The organism is Parabacteroides sp. KHUB-03, from assembly GCF_056640975.1.
The window spans coordinates 1,938,684-1,964,673 of record NZ_CM153257.1 but is presented as its reverse complement, the minus strand read 5'-3'; the positions used below and the strand labels follow the sequence as shown (position 1 = coordinate 1,964,673).

Below are 25,990 nucleotides of genomic sequence, written 5' to 3'. Positions count from 1 at the left end.
TTTAGTTTTGTACAATCAAATATGCGAGATAATAAATGGATAGATTAAAATTATATTTTTTGCCCATATGGCCTTTTGTATGTGGGTTGTTTTTTTTTCATTTAACAGGATGTAGGCCTGAAATGCCAATTACCTCTGTTATAACCATTGATGCAGAAAGCGTAACACTCTCTACAAATAAGGAATTATACGGGTTGTCTTTTGAAGAAATTAATCATGCTATAGATGGCGGAATATATGCCGAACTGATACAAAACCGTAGCTTTGAAGATGGAGTTCCTCCTTTGAATTGCCCTTTTGATGCTTCCCGGAATTTATTAATTACTCCTAATGGATGGACTTTACCTTTTATAAAACCCGATTCTATACCTGGCTGGCATTGTCTGTCTCCAAATACAAATATATATCCGGATAGCAAAGAGTTAATCAATGATGCGAATAAAAGGTCATTATTGGTTTCTGCAAATGCATCTGCTGAAGGGGGGAGAGGTGGTGTTGTTGCTGAAGGTTATAAAGGAATACCACTCCGAAAAGGTGAAAAATATAATTTGTCGTTATTTATTAAAGGTGCTACAATAACCCCGAAGACGGTTCATGTTACATTAGAAGATTCGGTAAAGGCTTCTGTATTGAGTGATATCGCAAGTTTTCCTGCATCCTATGAATGGAAGCAATTTTATCATACTTTTACAGCTAACCGTGATGTAGACAATGCTGTTTTGACAATCTCTGTCGATACATCTGCCATATTTTGGTTGGATATGGTTTCTTTATTGCCTGAAAAGACTTGGAATGGCAGGCCAAATGGTTTGAGAGCTGATTTGATGGAAAAAGTAAAAGCTCTTAATCCTGCTTTTATTCGTTTTCCTGGAGGAAGTTTTGTTGAAGGATATACAGCCGGTACTTATCCGGTCTGGAAAGAAACAATAGGAAATGTGGCTGGACGTAAGCACTTTTGGGGTGTTTGGTCTTATGGCACTACCAACGGCATTGGCTTTCATGAATATTTGCAAATGTGTGAAGATCTGGAAGCAGAACCTGTCTATGTTGTTAATAGCGGTGTGACAAGCCAAAGCCGCCGTCCCCGTTATGAAGATATAACAGCTATGGATAAACTGGTGAAGGACGCATTAGATGCTATTGCGTATGCAAATGAACCGGCCGATTCTACTTATGGAGCTATGCGTGCCAAGAATGGCCATCCCAAGCCATTTGGTTTGAAATATATAGAGATTGGTAGTGAAAATTACGGGCAAGAATATGCAAAACGTTTTGCTTTGTTTCGTGATGCCATTAAAAAAGCTTATCCGAATATAACTGTTATAAGCAGCTCTTTTATTTCACGTAAAAATAGAGCAGATTGGGTTGACTCGCATTTTTACTCAACAGAAAACTTCTTTATCTCTAATAATGACCGCTATGAGACGGATAAGAACTATCGTCGTTCTCAAGGTGTTTTTATCGGAGAGTTTGGTTCCGTATCGGAAAAAGAGACAAGTACATTGCAGAATGCAATAGGTGAGGCGTGCTTTCTTATTGGGGCGGAAAGTAATCCGGATATAGTTAAAAGACTGGCTTATGCGCCAGTCTTTATTAATACTAATTTTGAACGTAACCGTTCGGCAATGATTGCATTTAATAATACACAGATTGCACTTTCGCCATCATATTATTTATTACAGATATTTGCCAATAACCAGGGAGACGAGGTTTTGAAGACGGAGGTCGATACGTATAAACGTCCTCAGATTACATTCGGCAGAGCTGCAATTGAACTATTTGACAACAGCTATGATATTAAGGATGTTAAAATAAATAATACATCAATAACGGACGCAGTTGTCCAAACCGGCGGATGGAAAATAGATGATGGCACTTTTGTTCCTGATGCAAATCGTTGGAACTATGTATTAATGGGTGATTCTACTATGCATGATTATGAACTCTCTGCGACTATCCAGCGGACAAAAGGTAGCGGACAAATACAATTTCGTTTACGTGATAACGGAATGGTGGATGAAAAGAGTAATTATATAGGCATGACAATCGGTGCAGGTGTTTCTGAATTATATCAACAAGCTGCTACTGTAAGGGATTCCCTTGTTGCACTTAAACCCTTTGCTTTTGAAAATAACCGTTGGTATACAGTTAAATTATCTTGCAAAAATGAGCAGGTCAAATGCTATGTGGATGATGTTTTACTACATGAGGTTAATTTACGGCCGCTACCTTCGTTAGTCTCTGTCGCAACTTTGGATAAAAAGACGAATACGATTTTATTGAAAGTGGTTAATACTACCCGCCATGAAGAAAAGACCGAACTGAAGTTAAATGGTATAAGCGTAAAAAATAATGCTGAACTGATTCAACTGGCCGGTTCGCCGGAGACGATGAATACAATTTCTGTTCCGGACGCTATTACCCCTGTTAAGAAACGCGTTTCCTTTTCTATCGGAGGGCCTATGGTCTATAAATTCCCGCCTAATTCTATTACGTTGTTGAAATTAGAGGTAGACTGATATAAGCTACAAGAGAATATAAAAAATCCTCCCGTATGTTTCATATAATACGGGAGGATTTCTATATAGCTGGAGTTTGTATTAATGCACTAGCATTTCAGGAGTAATAGGGGTAAATTCGCTAGCATCCGCCTTACGAAGCAAAATACTGCCATCATTCCAATTAGAAGGCCAACCACCGATAATGTGTCCTAAGAATACAACTTTAATTTCGTGTAAGCCTTTTGCCAATGCAACAGATGTGTCGTGGCGAGAGAAACGTTTTACTTCGCCCTGGTTGTTGATTAACAAATTATTGTCTATCCAAACTTCTTCGTTATTAGAAGAAACGTAGTACACGCCGTCTTCCGGAATATTTACATATCCTGTAGCAACAGCACCATATTGTTTTACACCACGCATGGATTCGTCTGTTTTTTCAACGCTGGTAAGTTCTCTCAGGCTTTTAATATTAGAAGTCTTCCAGTCCTTAGCGTCAGCTAATTGTGACGATTCCAGGAAATAACCGTATGTAACGTCCATTTTTAACCCTGGTGTAGTTTGTGCTATTTCTTTCGCCGGAGCTAATTCCTGTTTTTCTACAGTAATGACACGCGTCGGACTCATTTTACCGGAAGGTAAGACAGAACGGATTTTCAATACGCCTGATTCGGTAAACGAGATTGGTGTTTCGTATATTGTAGATTCGGGAGTCGGTTCGGAACCATCTGTTGTGTAAACAATTTTTATTGGACGGGTTGTCTTAAATTCCAATGTTGTCGAATCTGTAAATGCTACGAAATTACAAGAACCGTTTGGCTGTTCGGGCTGCGGAATATGGTAGTTGATATCATGCCCGTCCAGACGAACGTAGGCATTATCTATTCTGCGCTCAAAGTCTTTATAGTCTTTTCTATTCATTGGAGTCCACGCAATTTCAGCAAGAGCCATAATTCGCGGGTAAATACGGTATTCCATAAGATCTGTATTATACATATATTCCGACCAGACATTACATTGAACACCCTTGATGAATTTATCTTTACCTTGGGCTACCAATGTATCAGGTGTAGGATTGTAGCTATACACTTTGCTTAACGGATCGTAACCACCAATAGAAACCGGTTCTATCTTTGAATCTCCCTGGAATTGGTCGATATACATACCGTTGCTTCCCGGAGTCATTATTACTTCGTGATCCATGCTGGCTGCGTCAATGCCGCCTTCTTCTCCACGCCATGACATTACAGCTGCGGTAGGAGCTAAACCTCCCTGAAGGATTTCGTCCCATCCGATAATCTTTTTGCCATGTTTTGCCAATACTTTTTCCATTCTTTGAACAAAATAGCTTTGTAGTTTCTCTTCGGCCGAATGTTTTGCATCACCCTTTAAACCTTCTTCTTTAATACGTTTCTGGCAAAGAGGACAATTTTTCCAGCTGTCTTTGGGGCATTCGTCGCCTCCGATATGGAAGTATTCACCAGGGAACAAAGGAACGACTTCAGAAATTACATTTTCCAAAAATTCGAATGTTTCTTCTTTTCCGGCACATAATACAACATCTTCGACCCCCCAGATGACACGCGGAGTAATTGATTCGCTTTTACAAGATAATTCCGGATATGCAGAAATGGCAGCCAGTTCGTGGCCTGGTATTTCAATTTCAGGAACTACTGTTATAAAGCGGTCTGCTGCATATTTAACGATGTCCTTGATTTCGTCTTGTGTATAGAATCCGCTGTATTCCGTACCTTCTCCGTCAATACGCTTAGAACCGATTTCTGTAAGTTTGGGGTATTTTTTGATCTCAATACGCCAGCCTTGGTCGTCTGTCAAATGCCAGTGCATGCGGTTTATTTTGAAAAGAGCCAATACATCCAACTGTTTCTTAATATTTTCTACAGGGATAAAATGACGGCACGGATCAAGCATAATTCCACGGTAGCCAAATCTAGGTTCATCCTTGATGGTAACGGCTGGAGCTGTCCATGCTATTCCTTTTACAACGGAAGGACTTTCTATTTCAGCCGGCAATAGTTGCATAAATGATTGCATACCATAGAATAAACCTTACGGGGTTTTAGCTTTAATGTTGGTATTTTCTGTGGTTACATCTAAAGTATAACCTTCATCGTTAACGTCCAGGTTTTCATCTATAATTAAAGAAATACCATTAGAGACTTCTTTGTCACTTACGGCTACTTGATAACCGGTGGCAGTATTCATTTTGGCAGCAAAAAATGCTGCTACCGTTTTAGCTTCTGGCGTAGAAGCGTAAATCTGCGTGTTTTTGTTAAGCTTATAACTTCCTTCGTTTTGAACCAGACTTACCGGAGTCGGAATAATGTTGATTCCGTCGTTATATGGCATCTGTTTGGCTGGCTCTTCACCACAGGAAGCTAAAAGACATAATGCACTTGTTGCACAAATTGTTGCAATGAGCTTTTTCATGTGTTTTGAATGATTGTTGATGGATTGTTTATTTCTAAAATGGAGCGGGAAATGTCCGCTTTTTATCGGAAAGGGTAGGAGTCATTTCCTACCCTCTATGTTGTCGGATATGATTACCATGCAAAAATAGGATACTCTTTCATGATACTGTTAACCTTTTCGCGGACAGATGTGATAGTTTTGTCGCATTCGGGAGCGGAAAGTACAGTATCCATCAGTTCTACGATTTCAGCCATTAACGGTTCTTTTGCACCACGGGTTGTGATTGCCGGTGTGCCAACGCGGATACCTGAGGTCTGGAAAGGAGAACGGCTGTCGAAAGGAACCATATTCTTGTTGACTGTAATATCTGCAGCAACTAAAGCTTTTTCTGCTACTTTCCCGGTTAGATCAGGGAATTTTGTACGCAGGTCAATCAACATACTGTGGTTGTCTGTGCCACCGGATATAATTTTATAACCTTTGTCGGTAAAAGCTTTAGCCATTGCTGCTGCATTCAGTTTAACCTGAGTTTGATATGTCTTATATTCCGGTTCGAGAGCTTCGCCGAATGCTACTGCTTTTGCTGCAATAACGTGTTCTAGCGGACCTCCTTGTATTCCGGGGAATACAGCTGAATCTAATAGTTGAGACATCATTTTGGTTTCACCTTTTGGTGTTTTCTTACCCCAAGGATTCTCAAAGTCTTTACCTAGCAGGATAATGCCGCCGCGTGGTCCACGAAGAGTCTTATGTGTTGTTGAAGTTACAATATGTGCATATTCCAGCGGGTTGTTCAACAAGCCTGCTGCAATCAGACCTGCAGGGTGTGCCATGTCGATCATTAATAAAGCACCGACTTTATCGGCAATTTCGCGCATACGTTTGTAGTCCCAGTCACGAGAGTAGGCCGAACCGCCACCAACGATCAATTTGGGCTTTTCGCGTAATGCAACTTCTTCCATCTGGTCGTAGTCTACACGTCCGGTATCTTCTTTTACATTATATTCTGTAGCGTGGTATAATACACCTGAACTATTTACGGGAGAACCGTGAGAAAGGTGGCCTCCGTGTGCTAAATTTAATCCTAAAAATGTATCTCCCGGATTTAATACTGCAAAAAATACGGCAGCATTGGCTTGTGCTCCGGAATGAGGTTGTACATTTGCCCATTCTGCATTGAAGATCTTTTTTAATCTTTCAATGGCGATTGTTTCGCTTTGGTCAACTACTTCACATCCTCCATAATAACGCTTGCCAGGATAACCTTCTGCATATTTGTTGGTTAAGCAGCTTCCCATGGCTTCCATAACCTGGTTGCTTACAAAGTTTTCGGAAGCGATCAACTCAATGCCTTTTAATTGACGTTGATGTTCCTTTTCAATGATGTCGAAAATGATTTTGTCTCTTTCCATTACCTGTAAAATTGGTTTGTTGTAATGAATCCTCTTTTGTTTGCATATAGTGAGGATCGATGCAAATTTACGATAAAAAATTATATACAAGACTAAATTGTTTCAAAATTATGTAAGGTAACTGTTTGGATCATCGTGATGATTTTTTGAAATGATCCCGATGATTTTTATAAAAGATCGTGATGTTTTTTTTATACTTTACCGACCTTTATAGTCTTGAATATAATCCGCCGGCCTTTTTTATTCTCATAAAAAGTTTTACATTTGTGCATTAACAACCTAAAGAATACAAGTGATGATGAACTATTCCAATTATTTATATATCGCTATACGTGCAGCTTTGGATGCCGGAAAATCTATAATGGATATATATACTGATCCGAAATCTGATTTTGGGATTGAACGAAAGGCGGATAATTCGCCTCTTACTATTGCAGATAAAGCGGCTCACCGTTTAATTTCGAATGCGTTATCAGTAACGCCATTTCCTGTTTTAAGTGAGGAGGGTGCTGAAATATCTTATGAGGAACGTTCCAAGTGGGATATTTTTTGGATTGTTGATCCTTTGGATGGAACGAAAGAATTCATTAAAAGGAACGGTGAATTTACAGTTAACATAGCTTTAGTCTCAAAAGGCACACCTGTATTGGGTGTCATTTATGTGCCTGCACGAAAAGAATTATATTTTGCTGCGGATGCAGCTTATAAATTAACAGATGTAGATAGCAGTAACCAACCCTCTATGGATGAACTGAAACAGAATGCAATTCGTTTACCCGTTTCTATTGGCCATCAAGGAGTAGTAGTTGTCGCCTCGCGTTCACATCAGTCTGAAGAAACGACTAATTATATTGAAAACCTTCGTAAACAAGGCAAGCCGGTTACTTTAATCAGTAGTGGAAGTAGTCTTAAAATCTGTCTGGTTGCTGAAGGTTCGGCAGATGTGTATCCTCGTTTTGCACCTACGATGGAGTGGGATACAGCAGCAGGGCATGCAATTGCTATAGCTGCCGGTTGTAATATTTATTTACTGGATGAAAAGACTCCTATACATTATAATAAAGAAGATTTGCATAACCCATGGTTCATTGTGAAATGATTTGTGCCAAATATAGAATCTTTTGGTTCGAATAATGTATAAAAGACAAAATAGTATTTAATGTGTGAAAAACAACTGATATTCTTATTACCTTTGTGCCTTACCTGAAAATATTTTAGACAGAAATAGGTGGCATGGACTTTGAAATAATATTTGTATTGCTGGCTTTGGTTGGCATGATTGCAGCTCTTGTGTGGGATTGTATGCGTCCCGGCATGGTTTTGTTGACAGTTGTTGTGCTGTTTTTATGTGTCGGAATATTGACTCCGAAAGAGATGCTGGAAGGATTCAGTAATAAGGGGATGATAACGGTTGCTATGCTATTTTTGGTCAGCGAAGGTATTCGCCAAAGCGGTGCATTGGGGCAACTGATAAAAAAACTGCTTCCACAAAGGAAGACAACTGTTTTCAAAGCCCAGTTACGTATGCTGCCTCCGATTGCTTTTATTTCGGCTTTTCTAAATAATACTCCTGTTGTTGTTATTTTTGCTCCAATTATTAAACGTTGGGCAGAGAGTGTTAAACTGCCGGCAACAAAATTCCTGATCCCTTTGTCTTATGTTACTATTCTGGGAGGTATTTGTACTTTGATCGGAACATCTACAAACCTGGTGGTGCATGGTATGATTTTAGAAGCCGGTTATCAGGGCTTTACTATGTTTGAATTGGGTCGTGTAGGTATCTTTATTGCAATAGCAGGAATCATTTACTTATTTATTTTTTCGAATAAATTGCTTCCTGACGAACGTAAGGATACGTTGATAGATGATGGTGAGGAAGAAAATCAGGGGAATTTGCATAAAGTCGAAGCCGTTTTGGGCTCACGGTTTCCCGGTATAAATAAAACATTGGGCGAATTTAATTTTACAAGGCATTATGGCGCTATTGTAAAAGAAGTGAAAAGTGGAGGAGAGCGATTTACCAATAATCTTGAAAATGTTGTACTTCATGAGGGCGATACGTTAGTTCTCTGGGCTGATGATTCTTTCATTCCGACATGGGGTGAGTCTAGTGTCTTTTTAATGTTGGCTAATGGCAGTGACGGGACAGAATCTGTTTCCAGGGGTAAACGCTGGCTGGCTTTAGGATTATTGATCTTTATGATTTTGGGTGCTACTATCGGTGAATTACCGTCTGTAAAAGAATTGATACCCGGCATGAACCTGGATATGTTTTTCTTTGTTTGTATTATTACGATTATTATGGCGTGGACAAAAATATTCCCTCCTAAAAAATACACAAAGTATATATCTTGGGATATATTGATAACAATAGCTTGTGCATTTGCAATCAGTAAAGCTATGGAAAATTCGGGCTTTGCCGCAATGATTGCCAGTTATATTATTAGTATGGCGGATAATTTAGGACCTTATGCATTACTTGCGATCTTATTTGTTATTACGAATATATTTACAGAGCTTATAACAAATAATGCTGCAGCTGCATTGAGCTTCCCTATTGCTCTCTCTGTAGCATTGCAGTTAGAAGTAGATCCGACACCGTTTTTTGTTGTGATATGTATGGCTGCATCAGCTAGCTTTAGTACGCCGATAGGTTATCAGACGAACCTGATCGTACAAGGTGTAGGTGGTTATAAATTTACTGATTTCGTAAAGATTGGGTTACCGCTTAACCTGATTACTTTCTTAATTTCAATATTTGTAATACCAATGATTTGGAAATTTTAAATACCTCTGAATAGAATGATGAAAGAAACGCACTCTACAAATATTTATCCAATTTTTGACCGGATGTTGGGTAGAGAAGATAAAGAGGCTTTGTTAAAGCAGCATAGTGTGATGATTTGGTTTACAGGACTGAGTGGTTCCGGTAAAAGTACAATAGCTATAGCTTTGGAACGTGAACTGAATAAAAGAAAGTTACTATGCCGTATTTTGGACGGTGATAATATCCGGAGTGGCATCAATAATAATTTAGGCTTTTCTGCAGAAGACAGGATAGAGAATATACGTCGTATAGCCGAGGTTAGTAAGTTGTTTATTGATACGGGAATTATTACGATTGCTGCTTTTATAAGCCCTAATAATGAAATGCGGGAAATGGCATCTTCTATTATTGGGAAAGATAATTTTTTGGAAATATATGTTAGCACTCCGTTGGAAGAGTGTGAAAGACGTGATGTAAAAGGGCTATACGCAAAAGCCAGAAAGGGTGAGATAAAAGATTTTACAGGTATATCTGCACCTTTTGAGGCTCCGTCATGTCCTGCTTTGTCTTTAGATACTTCTAAATTGAGTGTGGAAGAATCGGTAAATCTTTTGTTGGAATTGATATTACCAAGAGTTCAGAATAATTAAAACTGTCATTTAAAATAAAATATAATCGTATGTCGGAATATAAATTAAGTCATTTACAGGAGTTGGAGGCGGAGGCTATTCATATTATCCGCGAAGTAGCAGCTGAATTTGAAAATCCTGTTATGCTTTATTCTATCGGAAAAGATTCATCTGTAATGGTGAGATTGGCAGAAAAAGCTTTTGCTCCGGGAAAAGTTCCGTTCCCGTTAATGCACATAGATTCGAAATGGAAGTTTAAGGAGATGATCCAATTCCGGGATGAATATGCAAAAAAGTTTGGTTGGAATTTGATCGTTGAATCCAATATGGAAGCTTTTCATGCTGGCGTAGGTCCTTTTTCCCATGGGAGTAAAGTACATACCGATTTGATGAAAACACAAGCTTTGCTTCGAGGCTTGGATAAATATAAATTTGATGCTGCTTTTGGTGGTGCCCGACGTGATGAAGAAAAAAGCCGTGCCAAGGAACGTATCTTTTCTTTCCGCGATAAATTCCATCAGTGGGACCCTAAGAACCAGCGTCCGGAGTTATGGGATATTTATAATGCACGCGTCCATAAAGGAGAAAGCATCCGTGTTTTCCCGCTTTCAAATTGGACGGAATTGGATATCTGGCAATATATCCGTTTGGAAAATATTCCGATAGTTCCGTTATATTATGCAAAAGAGCGTCCTTGTGTTGAAATAGATGGGAACTTGATAATGGCAGACGATGAACGGTTACCGGAGCAGTATCGCAGCCAGATAAAGATGCGTATGGTACGTTTTCGTACATTGGGCTGTTGGCCTTTGACCGGAGCTGTTGAAAGTGAAGCAGATACAATCGAGAAGATCGTAGAAGAGATGATGACTACAACAAAGAGCGAACGTACGACTCGTGTGATAGATTTTGACCAGGATGCTAGTATGGAGCAGAAAAAACGGGAAGGTTATTTCTAAATTATCAATTCGCTAAGAAGAATATGACAACATTAAATATAAAGGAATTTTTAGATAAAGACGAACAGAAAGATTTGCTTCGTCTGCTGACAGCAGGTTCAGTTGATGACGGAAAGTCTACATTGATAGGCCGTTTGTTATTTGATAGTAAAAAACTATATGAAGACCAGCTGGATGCACTTGAACGTGATAGTAAGCGCATGGGTAATGCCGGTGAACATATAGACTATGCATTGCTTTTGGATGGTTTAAAAGCGGAACGTGAACAAGGCATTACTATTGATGTTGCTTATCGTTATTTTAGTACGAATAATAGAAAATTTATTATAGCTGACACTCCGGGGCATGAACAATACACCCGTAATATGATAACTGGCGGATCTACTGCTAATCTGGCTATTATTCTTGTAGATGCACGTACCGGCGTGATTACTCAAACGCGCCGCCATACTTACTTGGTTTCTTTATTGGGTATCAAGCATGTTGTTTTGGCCGTTAATAAAATGGACTTGGTAAACTTTGATAAGCAGGTCTTTGATACTATTGTTGCTGATTATAAACAGTTTGTAACCCCGTTAAATATACCGGATGTTACTTGTATTCCTTTATCAGCTTTGGATGGGGATAATGTAGTGGAAAAGAGTGTGCGTACTCCTTGGTATGAAGGGCCTTCTTTATTGGATTTCCTTGAAAATGTACCTATTGACAGAGATCGCAATTTTGAGGACTTCCGTTTTCCGGTACAGTATGTGTTACGTCCGAATCTCGATTTTCGTGGTTTCTGTGGAAAAGTTGCAAGTGGTATTGTTCATAAAGGAGATACGGTGATGGCACTGCCTTCCCGTAAAACTTCAAAAGTAAAAAGTATTGTGACTTATGACGGTGAGTTGGATTTTGCATTTCCTCCCCAATGTGTAACGATCACGCTGGAAGACGAGATAGATGTTTCTCGTGGAGAAATGCTTGTCCATCTGGATAATCTGCCACTCGAAGATCGTAATTTTGAAACTATGTTGGTATGGATGGATGAAGAACCTATGGACACGAATAAACAATTCTACATCAAACATACGACAAGTACAACTCGTGCACGTGTAGACAGCATTCGCTATAAAGTGAATGTGAATACAATGGAACAGTCATCTGTTGATCATTTGGAACTAAATGAAATCGGACGTGTTATTTTTACAACAGGCAAAGAATTATTTTTTGATTCATATCAGAAAAACAAGCAAACCGGAGCTTTTATTCTTATAGATCCGATTACAAATAATACTTCGGCCGTAGGAATGATTATAGACCGGGTAGATGCAAAAGATATGTTGACAGAAGATGCACTGGCTGTTTTGAATTTACAAGAGTTGGGCATCGGTAAAGAGCATTATGAAGCGATTGAGGTTGTTTGCAAGGAATTAATCCGTCAAGGTGTTCATGTTAAATGTGTTACAGATTAATATAAATATATGGGATTACTGGAGTTTGATAAACTGCCTATTAATACGTTGGTAGGAGCAGATTGGGATACTTTTAAAAAAGTAACGGATCGTCAGAGTATAGATAAGGAATATCAAAATAAATATTATCTGACAAAAGGTGTTTGCCGTTTACTGAGTTTATTAAACCCGATAGAGGAAAAGTACTATCGTAAATTGGCTGACAAGCCTTTGGAAGCTGATCCTCTTTTTATATTGGGGCATTGGCGTAGTGGAACAACCTTTGTTCATAATGTTTTGGCGTGTGATAAACATTTTGGTTATACTACGACTTATCAGACGGTATTTCCTCATTTGATGCTTTGGGGACAACCTTTCTTTAAAAAGAATATGTCATTTCTGATGCCGGATAAACGTCCGACCGATAATATGGAGTTAAAGGTTGATTTGCCTCAGGAAGAAGAGTTTGCCTTATCGAATATGTTGCCATACAGTTATTATAACTTTTGGTTTTTTCCGCAGCGCATGTTGGAGTACTGTGATCGTTATTTGACATTCGATGCAATAACGGAGCAGGAGCGGGAGGTATTTAAGAAAACATTCATGAAATTGGTAAAAATATCTTTATGGAATACTCAAGGTGCTCAGTTTTTAAGTAAAAATCCTCCGCATACGGGGCGCATTAAGACATTGTTGGAAATGTTTCCGAATGCAAAGTTTATATATCTGAAAAGAAATCCCTACACTGTATTTGAGAGTACGCGAAGTTTTTTTACTAATACTATCAAGCCTCTTAAATTACAGAATATTTCAAATGAAGAACTAGAGCATAATTTTGTGGAGGTTTATAAGCGCCTCTTTTACAAATATCAAGAGCAAAAACATTTGATACCAAAAGGCAACCTGGTTGAAATAAAGTTTGAAGATTTTGAAAAAGATGCTTTTGCTATGACGGAAGATATATATAACAAACTGAATCTATCTTCATTTAATGAATCGAAGCCTTATATTGAGAAATATCTTGATAAGAAAAAAGGATATAAGAAGAACCAGTATAAATACGAAGATAAGACGATTCGGGTTGTTGAAGAAAATTGGGGTATGGCTCTTAAAGAATGGGGGTATGATCTGTAAAACTGTTTTGTTGATTAAGAATAAAATAGAATGAATAAGTTAAGTAAGATACTGCTAAGCATAGTTGTTTCCGGTGGTTCGTTGTTTGCACAGGAAAAGGAGGTTCCTCTTTCCTATGGCGATATGAACCAATGGATAGTTCGTGAAATCCATGAATCCGGAATAATAGGAGGTAATACCAAATATCTTTATGAATTAGGTCCTACAGATACAATTAAAGGAAATATAGCATATCGTAACAAAGGAGGCTCTCCGTGGGCAACATCTAATGTAATGGCTAAAGTTGCAGGTGTTGTTAAGACAAATACATCTGTTTTTCCGGAACGTAGAGATGACGGTTGGTGTGCCCGGCTGGAAACTCGTATGGAAAGTGTAAAGGTTTTAGGTTTGGTTGATATAGAAGTTATTGCTGCCGGTTCTATCTTTTTGGGAGCGGTTCATGAGCCTATAAAAGGAACTAAAAACCCGCAAAGTATGTTAGGTGCTGGAATAGCATTCACTGGTAAGCCTAAAGCGCTTCGTTTTGATTATAAAACGAAGATGGTTCCGGAGGATTATCGTATACGCAGTACCGGTTTTAGCAGGCAGTCAAAACTTGCGGGCGCAGATTCTATTGAAGTTAATCTCTACTTGCAAAAGCGTTGGGAAGATAATGCCGGAAACGTATATGCAAAGCGGATTGGCACAATGGTACACCGGTTTACTACCTCTACAAACGGATGGGTAAATGCTGCAACTTTTCCTATTTTATATGGAGACATTACTTCACATCCCGAATATAAACCTTATATGAGGCTTCAAGCCGAAGAACGCTATACTTTAAATAGTAAAGGGAAAAGTGTTCCTGTAAAAGAAGTGGGGTGGGCTGAAGAAGGTGAGACGCCAACACATATAATCACGCAATTCGTCTCAAGTAACGGAGGTGCTTATATCGGTTCTCCGGGTAATACATTTTGGGTTGACAATGTGAAATTGATATATTAATTAATTGAAAATTGGAAATGGAAAGTTGGTAATTCAAGGTAGTGTTTGTAATTTTCCGTTCTCAATAACCATTTTCAATTATGAATGAAATAGAAGCAAAGATAAAGGCCCTGCGTGATGAGCTGGAGCAACACAATTATAATTATTATATACTTTCTTCTCCGGTGATATCAGACCAGGAGTTTGATGTGAAGATGAAAGCACTGCAAGCTCTTGAAAAAGCTTATCCTGAATACGCAGATCCTACCTCTCCTACGCAAAGGGTCGGTAGTGATTTGTCTAAAGAGTTTGAGCAGGTAGAGCATAAATATCCGATGCTTTCTTTAGGCAATACATATTCGGAAGAGGAAGTCCGTGATTTTTATGAACGTACGGAACGTCTCTTGAACGAACCTTTCGAAATCATTGCCGAATTAAAATATGACGGTACCTCAATTTCTCTTATATATGAAAATGGACGTTTAGCCCGGGCTGTTACTCGTGGGGATGGAACCCGTGGAGACGATGTTACGGCAAATGTAAAGACAATCCGTTCCATTCCTTTAAAATTAAGAGGGGATAATTACCCTGATGAGTTTGAAATCCGAGGAGAAATATTATTGCCCTGGTCCGAATTTGACCGGTTAAACAAGGAGCGTGAAGAACAAGAAGAGCCATTGTTTGCAAATCCCCGTAATGCGGCATCCGGCACATTGAAACAACAAAATCCCCGCATTGTAGCCTCTCGAAAGCTGGATGCTTATTTTTATTATTTATTGGGAGAAATGCTTCCTGCCGATGGCCATTATGAAAACTTGGAAGCTGCACGTTCGTGGGGCTTTAAAATACCTGATGTTATCTGTAAATGTAATAGCTTAGAGGATATATTTGATTATATATCTTACTGGAATGTTGAAAGGAAGAATCTTCCGGTGGCAACAGATGGTATTGTGTTAAAGGTTAATTCTCTCCGTCAACAAAAGAATTTAGGTTTTACGGCCAAAAGTCCCCGATGGGCTATTGCTTATAAGTTTCAGGCAGAACGTGCTGTTACCCGTTTAAATTCCGTTTCTTTTCAGGTAGGGCGTACCGGGGCTGTAACTCCGGTGGCTAATTTAGAGCCCGTGCAGTTGGCAGGAACAGTTGTTAAGCGTGCATCATTACATAATGCCGATATAATAGAAGGATTGGATTTGCATATAGGAGATAATGTCTACGTTGAAAAAGGGGGAGAAATTATACCTAAGATTGTAGGTGTTGATCTTGATTCCCGCTCTTTGCTTATAGGAGATAAAGTCAGGTTTGTCCGTACTTGTCCGGTTTGTGGAACCAAGTTGGTTCGTCCGGAAGGAGAAGCTGCACATTATTGTCCGAATGAAACGGGATGCCCGCCTCAGATTAAAGGACGGATAGAGCATTTTGTTACACGCAAAGCTATGAATATAAATATCGGCCCCGAAACGGTAGAAGATTTGTATAATGCTGGCTTAATTAAGAATTCTGCCGATTTATATACTTTACAAATACCCGATTTATTACTTTTAGAACGTTGGGCGGAGAAAAGCGCACGGAATTTAATGGAGAGCCTTCTCGAATCAAAGCAAGTTCCGTTTGGGCGTGTATTGTATGCATTAGGAATCCGTTATGTTGGTGAAACAATCGCTAAACGGTTAGCCAATGCATTTCATTCTATGGCGGAATTGGAAGAAGCATCATTTGAAAAACTGATAGAAGTAGATGTAATAGGCGAGCGTATTGCTAAAAGCGTAACAGATTATTTTGCTGACGAACAGAACAGGGAGTTGGTTAATCGTTTAAAAGAATATGGGCTGCAAATGACTGTTTCCGAAGAAATGATATCTGATCGTTCTGATAAATTACAAGGGTTGACGATTGTTATTAGCGGAACGTTTTCTAAACATTCCAGGGATGAATATAAAATGATGATCGAACGGCACGGAGGGAAGAATAGCGGTTCGGTCTCCGGCAAAACCGATTATATTCTTGCAGGAGAAAATATGGGTCCGGCTAAATTGGAAAAAGCTGAAAAGTTGGGTGTTAAAATAATTAATGAAGACGATTTCTTAAATATGCTAACTCAATGATTTTAACTAATTATTTTATAAAAAGGAAAGTTCGCTCGTTGGTAAATAAAGGTTCCAAACGTGATCATTGTTTCCGAGGGATGAAAGAAGCCCGTACGGTTTTGGTAATGTACGATGCCAAAGACCAGAATATCATTGAGCCTTGCCTGGAAACAATCCGGATGATGCATAAGCAAGTAAAAACCTTTGTTTATGGGACAGCGGAAACGGAGATAGATTCGGATTCAAGTGTTTCTTTATGTGCCAAAACTGATCTGGACTTTTGGGGATTTCCGAAGGAATCTGTATGCAATAAACTGAAAGCTATTAATGCAGATATATTGATAGACCTGTCCAAACCGTTTAATTATGTGTCGCAATACCTTATGTTATTGCATCCATGTGACTTTAAGGTCGGTATCAAAAGAAACGAACAAGATTTATATGATCTTTCTATTTCTGTGACAAGCAGAGATGATATCAAACATTTATTCGGACATATATTATTTTATTTGCAGACAATCCGTTCAAAGTGATATAATTTCTTTATTTTTGCAGTGCTAATAACAAAAAGGAATAATTTCCCCATGGCAGACATAAATTTAAGAGGAATGGGAGTCGCTTTGATTACTCCGTTCAAAGAAGATGAGAGTGTAGATTACGAGGCGTTAGGCAAGTTGGTAGATTACCAGGTGCAGAACGGTACGGATTATTTGGTTGTGCTGGGCACTACTGCAGAAACCCCTACACTTACGGAAGAAGAAAAAAAGAAAATTATCAATTTAGTGGTAACGAAGGTACGTAGCCGTATTCCTATTGTATTGGGGGTTGGTGGTAATTGTACCCGTTCTATAGTTGAAAAATTGAAGAATGATAATTTTGAAGGGATAGATGCCATTTTATCAGTTGTTCCTTATTATAATAAACCATCACAGGAAGGTATTTACCAACATTATAAAGCAATAGCCGAAGCAACAACACTTCCTGTCGTATTGTATAATGTTCCCGGAAGAACGGGGGTGAATATGACTGCAGAAACAACATTGCGTCTTGCCCGTGATTTTAAGAACGTAGTAGCTATAAAAGAAGCATCCGGCAACTTTACCCAGATGGACGATATTATTAAAAATAAGCCGGCCAACTTTAATGTGATTTCCGGAGATGACGGCGTTGCATTCCCTCTTATTACATTAGGTGCGATAGGTGTGATTTCTGTAATTGGAAATGCTTTCCCCAGGGAATTCAGCCGTATGGTACGTTTGGCTTTGGCAGGTGATTATAATAGTGCACGTACGATTCATCATAGCTTTACGGAGCTGTTCAGCTTACTGTTTGTGGATGGAAATCCGGCAGGAGCGAAAAGTATGTTGAATGCAATGGGATTTATTGAAAACAAACTACGCCTTCCATTGGTGCCGACTCGTATCGTTACATTCGAAAAGATACGTGACGTATTACGCCAGTTAAGTATTAAATGTTAGGAGTAATCCAAAGATACAAAGTTTTACTATTCTTTTCTTTTAAGTTTTCGGTTTGGCTTTAATTGCCGTCTGCTTTAGCAGATAACAATTAAAGCCAAACCGAAAACTTTTTTTATCTATGGATCAGATATCCCGGACACAGCCTAAAGAAGGTTCTCTTTGTTGGCTTTAGCCTAAGTTCGGTTGCCGTCGACTTTAGTGGACGGATTAAAGGATGTACATTCCTGTTGGCTTTAGCCAAATTTCTTTCCGGTTGGGCTAAAGCCCTGGAAAGAGGATGGCTCTACTATCCGTCGGTTGAAACCGACGGCAATTGAAACCGGGCTAAAGCCATATTCTATCTACCAATCAGATATCCCGGACACAGCGAACATAGGCGTAGTAGCTCGTGTTTTCGTCACCGAAACCGCCATTGCTGACGTCCAGTATGCAGCGGTAGCTGGCATTACCATTGGAGACCGAACTACTCCAGTAGTAACCGCTGATGAACGCAGCGAAGCCGGATACGGACTCTAACTTAGATTTATTCTGATACATGGCAAACAACTCGATCTGAGTAGGAAGACGCCAACCACTACCGAGCTTAGTACATTCTGCCTTAGCTGCACCATTACTATATTGAGGTTGATAATTACCTGAAGGCTGAGTCTTAGACACCTCGATGGAATAAGGAGTACTTATTGTAGCGGTAGAAGAAGTCCCCTTATAATCGGAACCGGTTGTGCCTGTAACTGTACCACCATCATAATTGAATGGAGGATGAGTAGTAAGGCTATACCTAGAAGGTATAGCAGCCTTATAAGCATCGGCTACGGCCTGGTTGATAGTGACTTTATTTGGTGGCAAGTTATCCCGCACACAGCGGACATAGCCACGGATGTCGCTCGTGCCGGCCCAACCGTAACCGCCACCGCCACTAATGAAGAACAATATGCAGCGACCGGTGGCATCGCCATTGCAGACCGAACTACTCCAGTACCACTGGCTGAGGAACGTAGCGCAACCGGCGCTTTGGAGGGCTGAGCTATTTTCATGCATTCCTCTTAACTCTATAATTGTAGGAACACGCCAACCTGTACCTAATCCATTACAATAATCAGTAGCAGACCGATGAGTAGAAGCACTGCCACGTTCAGTCTTCTCGACTTCGAAAGAATAAGGTGTATTTACAGTAGCGGTAGAAGAAACGCCCATATAATCGGAACCCGTTGTACCGGAAGAAGCGCCACCATCGTAATTGAATGGAGGGTAAGCTGTAAGGTCAGACTGAGTTGACTTATAAGCCGTAGCCAACGGTTGATTAACCGGTATCCATACAGAAGCCACGCTGTGCCATATCCGGGGATCGTCATTCTTATAATATAGGTTGCCACTACTATTCGTTACATAGTTTCTAATGAATTCGAGTGAATTGTTGATGTTTACCGTCAGCGTGTAGCTTGTGTGTCGGCGTAGCGAGAAGTCGCTTACATCGCTGCTTTTGCCCATAAAGACGTCGAAGTGGCATGTGTAGGCATCGTCTGTTGCGAGGGTTTTGCTTCCCGTCAGCGTTACCCTCGCAGCATCGGGTGCTTTCAGCCTGTTTCTTTCGGTGGCGTTAGTAGCCGAGTAGCCGGATTGTATGTTTTCTCCTATATACCAGGTTACGGTGTTAGCATTTACGGAGGTGGAGTTCTCCACTCCTGCGGTGTTAGTGTTGTTTCCTGTTCCGTCGTAGTTGTTTTTTGTTCCGAAGCACTTTTTTCCTGCGTTTACGAGTTGGATTCCTGTGCGCGGTATGTTTCCTCCGCCTTGTGAGCTGTAGGGTATGGAGAAGGTTTGATTCACTACCGTTACTTTCGCCAGCGTGCGGTAGAGTTGTACGGATGTCGTTGCGTTTACTCCACCGGCAAATAAATTCACCGTTGCCGTTCCGGCGTAGGGTACGTCTGCATCCGAACTGATCGTGTTCGTCATCACCAGCGCTTGAAAGGTTGCATAGTTTCCTGTGAAGTTCGCAAAGCTTCCTGTTCCTCCCGTGCTGGCGTAGTTGTTTGTTGCTGCATTGTCGTTTGCTACAATCACCAGTCGGCAACTTGTTGCTGCGGGTCTGCCACGTTTGTAAAGGTTACTACTTTGTCTGTGTTTGCCGTCATGGTTCCGATGTTGGCTCTGCCGTTGAATGTTCCGTCACTTTTAAAAAGGAGGGCGTAGACGTTCTTCAGCGTTGTTGGCGCTTTGGTGGAAGGCATATCCGCAGAACAACTGTCAGTATCACTCGATACCAGTTCGTAGTAGAAGCCAGCTTGCGCGGCTTCGCTTTCCGGGGCTGCTTCTCGGATCAGCGCTCTCGTCTCCGGTATGGCTTCTACACAGGTTTTAAGCGTAAGTGTCAGGGTGTGTCCTGTTGTGGGGTCTTTTTCCGGTTCGTCGTCGTCGTTGCATGCGGTCAATGCAGGCAGCATTGCCAGCATTATCAGGAAACCGGTCGTAAGGTAGCGGGTTTTGATCGCTTTTGTTTGTTCCATAACTTTGAATTTAAAGAGTTAATATTAGGTTGAAAATTGAGAAATCTGTTCTGTAGAGGCTCTGTAGGTGTACGGAGGTATCACCGGAGCTCCGGCAAGGGGTTTGTAGGGGTACAAAATGGCTGCCGGCGCGTCTGTAATGGTTTTGCAGGCCTACAAAATGGCTGCAGCTACTCCGGTAATGGTTTTGTAGGGGTACGGAGGCTTCGCCGGTGCGTCGGTGATACTTTTGTAGGTGTACGGAGGTTTTCCGTGTGGTACGGACACACGTTTTGGGCAGGCTGCAAGAGCAGCCTGCTATGTTTTGATTGTTTTTTACGTGAAAAAGGCGGGTGGAGGAAAGGTTACGTTTTTTTTGCAAAATTTCCTTCTTCATGAAGAAGGACTGCGGAACATACATGTTCCGCAGATATATGTCTTATACAAGGAATGTATTTCATCTTGTTTATGAGATGTTGCGGGGGCAAAGATAGGGAATTCTTGCGCGGTAAGGAAAAATATCTGCGTAAATCTGCGCTTGTTTGCGTTTTGAACTGTTGCTTTAATTTTCTTCCGCCGGCTGGTATAAATAGCGTTTGATGCTTCGCTTCGGTGTCTTTTCGAACTCTTCCTGATAAAGTTTGAAGCACGATACTTTGCTATAGGCAGGCATCTCGGTGTTGAGCAGGTCTACATTGGCCTGCATAAGTTTTTCTATCTCACTGTGCTGAATACCGGCTTTGTCTACCTGTTCCCAATCGGGGTAGATAAGGGCAATCAACTTGCCATTTTGCGAGATAATGATAGACTCTGCCACGTAAAGCATATTATTGAGACGGTCTTCTATTTCTTCGGGGTAAATATTTTGTCCGCTAGGGCCTAGTATCATGCTTTTGCTGCGTCCACGGATAAAGAGCGAACCGGTAGAATCTATGGTACCAAGGTCTCCGGTGCGCATCCAGCCGTCAGGCATCATTACGGCTTTGGTCGCTTCGGGGTTCTTGTAATATCCAAGCATTACGTTCATGCCGCGCACCAATATTTCGCCAACTTCATTTTCAGGATCGGAGGAGTCTATGCGTGCTTCCATTCTGTCTACGATGCGTCCTACGGAACCTTGTTCGAACACATCCCATTGTGCATACGAAACCAACGGACCGCATTCCGTCATTCCATATCCTACGGTATAACGGAAATTGATGGATTTAAGAAACGCTTCCACTTCTTTATTTAAAGCGGCTCCGCCTATAACAATCTCCCCGAAGTTGTTGCCGAAAGCCGTATTTAGCTTTGTTGCAATTGTATCACGTATTTTTTGATCGATGTAAGGAACCTTCAGTAAAAGTTTGATAAGCGGTTTCTCCAGCTCTGGAAATACTTTGTTCTTGACAATTTTTTCAATGATAAGAGGTACGGCCAGTATTAATGACGGTTTGATGGTAGCAAATGCTTCGGCAATGATTTTAGGACTTGGTGTACGGGTCAGGAAGTGTACATGGCATCCTTTGTTAACCGAATTCAGTATCTCGAATGCAAGTCCGTACATGTGTGCCATCGGAAGCATACATACAATATTGTCGCCCGGATGAATAAACGGTAAATTGTCGTATGCAAATTGCGTATTGCTCCATAAGCTGCGATAAGGAATCATCACCCCTTTCGAAAAGCTGGTTGTACCCGACGTATAGTTTAGTACGGCCAGTTCTTCTGGTTTTTCCAGATGATATTTTACATCGCCGGCGGTGAATGAACGGGGATACTTTTTCCCGAAATATTCATTGATACGTTCCCGCACGGTAGTTACTTCTTTATTCTTACTATGAATAATGGAAAAATTATCCAGCATCATAAATAATCTGACGTCCGGCATCATCTTTTCATTCATATTCTCCCAGTTGCTTGAAGCGGCAAGTACGGCCTTTGCTTCGGAATGGTTAACGATATGGTGTATGTTATCCGGCTTGAATTCGTGAAGGATGGGAACTGCAACAGCCCCGTATGCCAGTATGCCGAAAAAGCAGATAGCCCAGTTGGATGAGTTTCGTCCTACCAGAGCTACTTTATCTCCTTGTTTGATGCCCGCATGTTCTAATATTATATGGAACTTTTCTATTCGGCGGGCTACGTCTTTATAATGATATGTATGTCCGTTATAGTCGGAAAAAGCGGGCAAATCCCAATGCTCTTTTATGCTGTTCTCTATCAGCTCCAAAAAACGATTCTCCATGTTGTTTTATTTATATTGAGAATAACCAGAAAGTTAAAGTGAATGTTGCAAATATAGCAAAAAACATATATGTTTGTTCGGTATTGTAATATTCTTATTTCAGTATAATTAACCGGAGTAAAAGTAGGGTAGCATCGGCTATGTTACTTGTTTGCATAAATCAAAATACAAGATGGAGACAACAAATGCATTTGGCATGAACGACCGTATCAAACGGCTACGTAAACAAACGTTTGAAGCAGAACCTTCCCTTTCTATCGAACGTGCCCTTATCGAGACCCGTTTTTATAAGGAGAATGAAGGTAAATATCCGATACCTGTTCTCAGGGCATTAAATTTCCTCGAGATATGCAAACATAAAACCATTTATATCGGCCGGGATGAACTAATTGTCGGAGAGCGTGGCCCGTCACCAAAATCTGTTCCTACTTTCCCCGAACTTACTTGCCATAGTATAGAAGACCTGCATATATTGAATACGCGTGAATTGCAACGTTATACTATTTCCCAACAAGATATTGATACTTACGAAAGAGAGGTTATACCTTATTGGAAGGGACGTACGCAACGCGAACGAATCTTTAGCCATGTACCCGGGGAATGGAAATTGGCTTATGAGACCGGTATGTTCACGGAATTTATGGAACAGCGTGCTCCCGGCCATACTGCTTTGGACGGGAAGGTTTATAAATATGGTTTGTTGGATTTAAAAGAGCGGATTGCTTCCGGACTGGCTGCATTGGACTACATGAATGATCCGGAAGCTACCGATAAGCAGGAGGAGCTTACTGCCATGTCTATCTCCTGTGATGCTGCTATTCTTTTTGCAGAAAGGCATGCGGACATGGCTGATAGAATGTCTTGTGAAGAGAAAGACCCTAAACGGGCTTCCGAGTTGCGTAAGATTGCCGAAGTATGCCGTTGGGTTCCGGCTCATGCTCCCCGTACCTACTGGGAAGCAATTCAGATGTATTGGTTTATACATTTGGGTACAATTACGGAGTTGAACGGTTGGGATGCCATGAACCCCGGACATTTTGACCAGCACCTGGCTCCTTTTTATGAAAAGGAAATAGCTGAAGGTTCTTTGACGCGTGATGAAGCGAAGGAACTAATGTCGTGTTTCTTTATAAAAGTCAATAACCATACAGCTCCCCCTAAGGTGGGGATTACGGCTAAGGAGAGCGGGACATACAATGATTTTACAAATCTGAATATCGGAGGAATAAAAGCAGACGGTAGCGATGGGGTAAGCGAAGTGTCGTATATCATGTTGGAAGTGATAGAAGAATTGCATATTCTTCAACCCGGCAGTGCGATTCATGTCGGTACGCGTACACCGGAAAGGTTTTTGCGTGCCGGATGTAAAGTAATCCGCCAGGGACATGGTTATCCTTCAGTGTTTAACCCGGATGTTTATGTACAGGAACTAATACGGCAAGGCAAGTCGTTGCGAGATGCACGCGAAGGAGGATGTAGCGGATGTATTGAAGTAGGGGCTTTCGGTAAAGAGGCTTATGTGTTGACCGGTTATTTGAATGTTCCTAAAGTTTTGGAAGTTACTTTGCATAATGGCGTAGATACTGTTTCAGGGCAGAAGGTCGGACTGGAGACAGGTAATCCGTGTGATTTTAAAAGCTATGATGAGTTATATGCTGCTTTTCTGAAGCAGATTCATTATTTTGTGGATATGAAAGTGCGTGTAAGTAATTATATCGACCGTATGTTTGCCAAGTATGCTCCGGCTACCTTTCTCTCTTTATTTATAGACGATTGCATCGCTAAAGGAAAGGATTACTATAACTGTGGGCCACGCTATAATACAACCTATATCCAGTGTACCGGCCTGGGAACTGTTACTGACAGCCTTTGTTCCCTGAAAAAGCATGTTTTTGAGGATAAGACATTTTGTATGGCTGAAATGCTGGAAGCCTTAACTACTAACTTTGAAGGTAAGGAGGCCATGCGCCAACGTATATTAAACAGGACTCCGTTCTTTGGAAACGACGACGACTATGCCGATCAGATTGCCGTAAAGGTTTACGACGATTTATATGATGCTATAGAGGGTAAGCCGAACACGAAAGGAGAGTGTTTCCATTTGAATATGCTATCAACTACCTGCCATGTCTATTTCGGCAAAGTGATGGGAGCTATGCCTAATGGAAGGCTGGCTGGCAAAGCCATATCGGATGGTACGTCTCCCTCGCATGGGGCAGATACGCATGGGCCTTCGGCTGTGGTTAAATCATTGGGTAAACTGGACCAGGTAAAAAGTGGAGGCACTTTACTGAATCAACGTTTTATGCCTTCCTTGTTGAAACGGGAGGAAGATATATCCAAACTCTGCTCTCTGATCCGTAGTTATTTTGCTATGGGAGGACATCATATTCAGTTTAATATAGTAGATACGGAGACGCTGTATGCTGCACAGAAATGTCCTGAAGAATACCGTGACTTGCTGGTGCGTGTGGCCGGCTATAGCGACTACTTTAATGATATGAATGCCGATTTACAAGCAGATGTTATTGCGCGTACGGAACAGGAAAGCTTTTAACTATGCTGGTTTTCGATATAAAGCGATATGCTATTAATGACGGGCCGGGCATTCGTATAACAATCTTTATGAAAGGATGCCCGCTGTCATGTGTATGGTGTCATAATCCGGAAGGAATATCCGGACAAAGAGAGAAACTTTATACAAAACAGAAATGTCTGGGCTGTGGTGCTTGTGTGGATGCTTGCCCCGGGCATGCCCTCCGGCTGACTTCAGAAGGTGTTTCTTCCGATGTTTCACTTTGTACGGTGTGCGGTAAGTGTGCGGATGTGTGTCCTTCGCTGGCAATGGAAATATCCGGTAAGGAATATACGGCCGACGAACTGATGAAAGAAATCAGGAAGGAAATACTTTTTATGGACTGCTCCGAAGGCGGGGTAACTTTCTGCGGAGGTGAACCGCTGATGCATCCCGATTTTTTATTGGAACTATTACAACGTTGTGGAAAGGAAGGTATTCACCGTGCTGTAGATACGACTTTGTATGCACGCCCTGAATTAGTTCGGCAAGTGATGGAACATACAGATCTTTTTCTTATCGACTTGAAACTGATGGATTCTTTTTGGCATAAGAAGTATTGTGGTGTGCCGAATGAATTAATTCTATCTAACCTGCGGATGGTAGCCGATGCCGGTAAAGAGTTCATTATCCGTATACCTTTGATTGAGGGTATAAATACAGATGAAGATAATATTCGTCAAAGCGCATCTTTCCTTGCTTCACTTCCGCAGCACCTTAAGGTTGTAAACCTACTGCCTTACCATGATATAGGTAAAAATAAACATGAGAAATTGGGTTCTGTTTATAATCCGGACCAATTTCCCATGTCAACTCCGTCAGAGAATCTACAACAGAAATGCGTAGAGATATTCCATTCGTACGGAATAAATGCAAAGATAGGGGGTTAATCGGTTACATCTTCTTTTT

17 protein-coding genes and 1 pseudogene are annotated in these 25,990 nt (G+C 40.8%); 13 read left to right on the top strand and 5 right to left on the bottom strand.

What is annotated here, in order from left to right; genetic code table 11:
* Positions 1 to 122 precede the first annotated feature (122 nt).
* A complete protein-coding gene (locus ACYIB7_RS08520; protein ID WP_480336770.1) occupies positions 123 to 2,519 on the top strand; it encodes an alpha-L-arabinofuranosidase C-terminal domain-containing protein in 2,397 nt (798 codons plus the stop codon).
* An 81-nt stretch (positions 2,520 to 2,600) separates the two neighbouring features.
* Here the strand turns inward: ACYIB7_RS08520 and ACYIB7_RS08515 are convergent.
* A pseudogene (locus tag ACYIB7_RS08515) lies at positions 2,601 to 4,949 on the bottom strand (family 20 glycosylhydrolase).
* 113 nt (positions 4,950 to 5,062) lie between these two features.
* On the bottom strand, positions 5,063 to 6,343 hold the full coding sequence (gene glyA / locus ACYIB7_RS08510) for a serine hydroxymethyltransferase (protein ID WP_103984202.1): 1,281 nt from the start codon (positions 6,341 to 6,343) through the stop codon (positions 5,063 to 5,065).
* A 295-nt stretch (positions 6,344 to 6,638) separates the two neighbouring features.
* Here glyA and cysQ point away from each other — a divergent pair, with 295 nt between their 5' ends.
* From cysQ to dapA, 10 genes are all read left to right on the top strand, one after another.
* Positions 6,639 to 7,442, top strand: coding sequence for a 3'(2'),5'-bisphosphate nucleotidase CysQ (cysQ, locus tag ACYIB7_RS08505; protein WP_480336767.1), 804 nt, complete (start codon positions 6,639 to 6,641; stop codon positions 7,440 to 7,442).
* Positions 7,443 to 7,576: 134 nt separating this feature from the next.
* Entirely contained in the window at positions 7,577 to 9,130 is a 1,554-nt protein-coding gene (locus ACYIB7_RS08500; protein WP_480336766.1) for an SLC13 family permease, read from the top strand.
* Positions 9,131 to 9,148: 18 nt separating this feature from the next.
* The gene (gene cysC, locus ACYIB7_RS08495) at positions 9,149 to 9,760 is read left to right on the top strand and encodes an adenylyl-sulfate kinase (protein ID WP_103984215.1); all 612 of its coding nucleotides are present in this window, start codon (positions 9,149 to 9,151) and stop codon (positions 9,758 to 9,760) included.
* A gap of 29 nt (positions 9,761 to 9,789) precedes the next feature.
* Positions 9,790 to 10,698 carry a sulfate adenylyltransferase subunit CysD gene (gene cysD, locus ACYIB7_RS08490; RefSeq protein ID WP_099465329.1) on the top strand — a complete coding sequence of 303 codons (909 nt, stop codon included), beginning with the start codon at positions 9,790 to 9,792 and terminating at the stop codon, positions 10,696 to 10,698.
* 23 nt (positions 10,699 to 10,721) lie between these two features.
* A complete protein-coding gene (gene cysN, locus ACYIB7_RS08485; protein ID WP_480336764.1) occupies positions 10,722 to 12,152 on the top strand; it encodes a sulfate adenylyltransferase subunit CysN in 1,431 nt (476 codons plus the stop codon).
* A 9-nt stretch (positions 12,153 to 12,161) separates the two neighbouring features.
* Positions 12,162 to 13,265 (top strand): sulfotransferase family protein, encoded by a 1,104-nt coding sequence (locus ACYIB7_RS08480; protein ID WP_099465327.1) that lies wholly within the window; start codon positions 12,162 to 12,164, stop codon positions 13,263 to 13,265.
* Between the two features lie 30 nt (positions 13,266 to 13,295).
* Complete coding sequence (locus ACYIB7_RS08475) at positions 13,296 to 14,249, top strand: PCMD domain-containing protein (RefSeq protein ID WP_103984206.1); 954 nt, start codon at positions 13,296 to 13,298, stop codon at positions 14,247 to 14,249.
* 80 nt (positions 14,250 to 14,329) lie between these two features.
* Complete coding sequence (gene ligA, locus ACYIB7_RS08470) at positions 14,330 to 16,333, top strand: NAD-dependent DNA ligase LigA (protein WP_480336762.1); 2,004 nt, start codon at positions 14,330 to 14,332, stop codon at positions 16,331 to 16,333.
* Positions 16,330 to 16,848 carry a DUF6913 domain-containing protein gene (locus ACYIB7_RS08465; protein WP_103984208.1) on the top strand — a complete coding sequence of 173 codons (519 nt, stop codon included), beginning with the start codon at positions 16,330 to 16,332 and terminating at the stop codon, positions 16,846 to 16,848. Before ligA ends, ACYIB7_RS08465 begins: the two co-directional genes overlap by 4 nt.
* Positions 16,849 to 16,899: 51 nt before the next feature.
* The gene (gene dapA, locus ACYIB7_RS08460; RefSeq protein ID WP_103984209.1) at positions 16,900 to 17,793 is read left to right on the top strand and encodes a 4-hydroxy-tetrahydrodipicolinate synthase; all 894 of its coding nucleotides are present in this window, start codon (positions 16,900 to 16,902) and stop codon (positions 17,791 to 17,793) included.
* Positions 17,794 to 18,141: 348 nt separating this feature from the next.
* Here dapA and ACYIB7_RS08455 read toward each other — a convergent pair whose 3' ends face one another.
* The 3 genes from ACYIB7_RS08455 to ACYIB7_RS08445 all read right to left on the bottom strand — a co-directional run bounded on the left by ACYIB7_RS08455 (position 18,142) and on the right by ACYIB7_RS08445 (position 22,506).
* The gene (locus ACYIB7_RS08455) at positions 18,142 to 19,857 is read right to left on the bottom strand and encodes an Lcl domain-containing protein (protein WP_480336760.1); all 1,716 of its coding nucleotides are present in this window, start codon (positions 19,855 to 19,857) and stop codon (positions 18,142 to 18,144) included.
* Positions 19,854 to 20,300, bottom strand: a complete 447-nt coding sequence (locus ACYIB7_RS08450) for a hypothetical protein (RefSeq protein ID WP_480336759.1) — start codon at positions 20,298 to 20,300, stop codon at positions 19,854 to 19,856. Before ACYIB7_RS08450 ends, ACYIB7_RS08455 begins: the two co-directional genes overlap by 4 nt.
* 541 nt (positions 20,301 to 20,841) lie before the next feature.
* Complete coding sequence (locus ACYIB7_RS08445) at positions 20,842 to 22,506, bottom strand: AMP-binding protein (protein ID WP_480336757.1); 1,665 nt, start codon at positions 22,504 to 22,506, stop codon at positions 20,842 to 20,844.
* A 172-nt stretch (positions 22,507 to 22,678) separates the two neighbouring features.
* Here ACYIB7_RS08445 and hypD point away from each other — a divergent pair, with 172 nt between their 5' ends.
* Positions 22,679 to 25,063 carry a trans-4-hydroxy-L-proline dehydratase gene (gene hypD, locus ACYIB7_RS08440; RefSeq protein WP_480336756.1) on the top strand — a complete coding sequence of 795 codons (2,385 nt, stop codon included), beginning with the start codon at positions 22,679 to 22,681 and terminating at the stop codon, positions 25,061 to 25,063.
* 2 nt (positions 25,064 to 25,065) lie between these two features.
* On the top strand, positions 25,066 to 25,971 hold the full coding sequence (locus ACYIB7_RS08435; protein ID WP_103982516.1) for a glycyl-radical enzyme activating protein: 906 nt from the start codon (positions 25,066 to 25,068) through the stop codon (positions 25,969 to 25,971).
* Positions 25,972 to 25,990: the final 19 nt, after the last annotated feature.

Coding starts and splice junctions, on each gene's coding strand:
- ACYIB7_RS08520 (WP_480336770.1), top strand. CDS start 123: ATGCCAATTACCTCTGTTATAACCATTGATGCAGAAAGCGTAACACTC.
- glyA (WP_103984202.1), bottom strand. CDS start 6,343: ATGGAAAGAGACAAAATCATTTTCGACATCATTGAAAAGGAACATCAA.
- cysQ (WP_480336767.1), top strand. CDS start 6,639: ATGATGAACTATTCCAATTATTTATATATCGCTATACGTGCAGCTTTG.
- ACYIB7_RS08500 (WP_480336766.1), top strand. CDS start 7,577: ATGGACTTTGAAATAATATTTGTATTGCTGGCTTTGGTTGGCATGATT.
- cysC (WP_103984215.1), top strand. CDS start 9,149: ATGAAAGAAACGCACTCTACAAATATTTATCCAATTTTTGACCGGATG.
- cysD (WP_099465329.1), top strand. CDS start 9,790: ATGTCGGAATATAAATTAAGTCATTTACAGGAGTTGGAGGCGGAGGCT.
- cysN (WP_480336764.1), top strand. CDS start 10,722: ATGACAACATTAAATATAAAGGAATTTTTAGATAAAGACGAACAGAAA.
- ACYIB7_RS08480 (WP_099465327.1), top strand. CDS start 12,162: ATGGGATTACTGGAGTTTGATAAACTGCCTATTAATACGTTGGTAGGA.
- ACYIB7_RS08475 (WP_103984206.1), top strand. CDS start 13,296: ATGAATAAGTTAAGTAAGATACTGCTAAGCATAGTTGTTTCCGGTGGT.
- ligA (WP_480336762.1), top strand. CDS start 14,330: ATGAATGAAATAGAAGCAAAGATAAAGGCCCTGCGTGATGAGCTGGAG.
- ACYIB7_RS08465 (WP_103984208.1), top strand. CDS start 16,330: ATGATTTTAACTAATTATTTTATAAAAAGGAAAGTTCGCTCGTTGGTA.
- dapA (WP_103984209.1), top strand. CDS start 16,900: ATGGCAGACATAAATTTAAGAGGAATGGGAGTCGCTTTGATTACTCCG.
- ACYIB7_RS08450 (WP_480336759.1), bottom strand. CDS start 20,300: ATGGAACAAACAAAAGCGATCAAAACCCGCTACCTTACGACCGGTTTC.
- ACYIB7_RS08445 (WP_480336757.1), bottom strand. CDS start 22,506: ATGGAGAATCGTTTTTTGGAGCTGATAGAGAACAGCATAAAAGAGCAT.
- hypD (WP_480336756.1), top strand. CDS start 22,679: ATGGAGACAACAAATGCATTTGGCATGAACGACCGTATCAAACGGCTA.
- ACYIB7_RS08435 (WP_103982516.1), top strand. CDS start 25,066: ATGCTGGTTTTCGATATAAAGCGATATGCTATTAATGACGGGCCGGGC.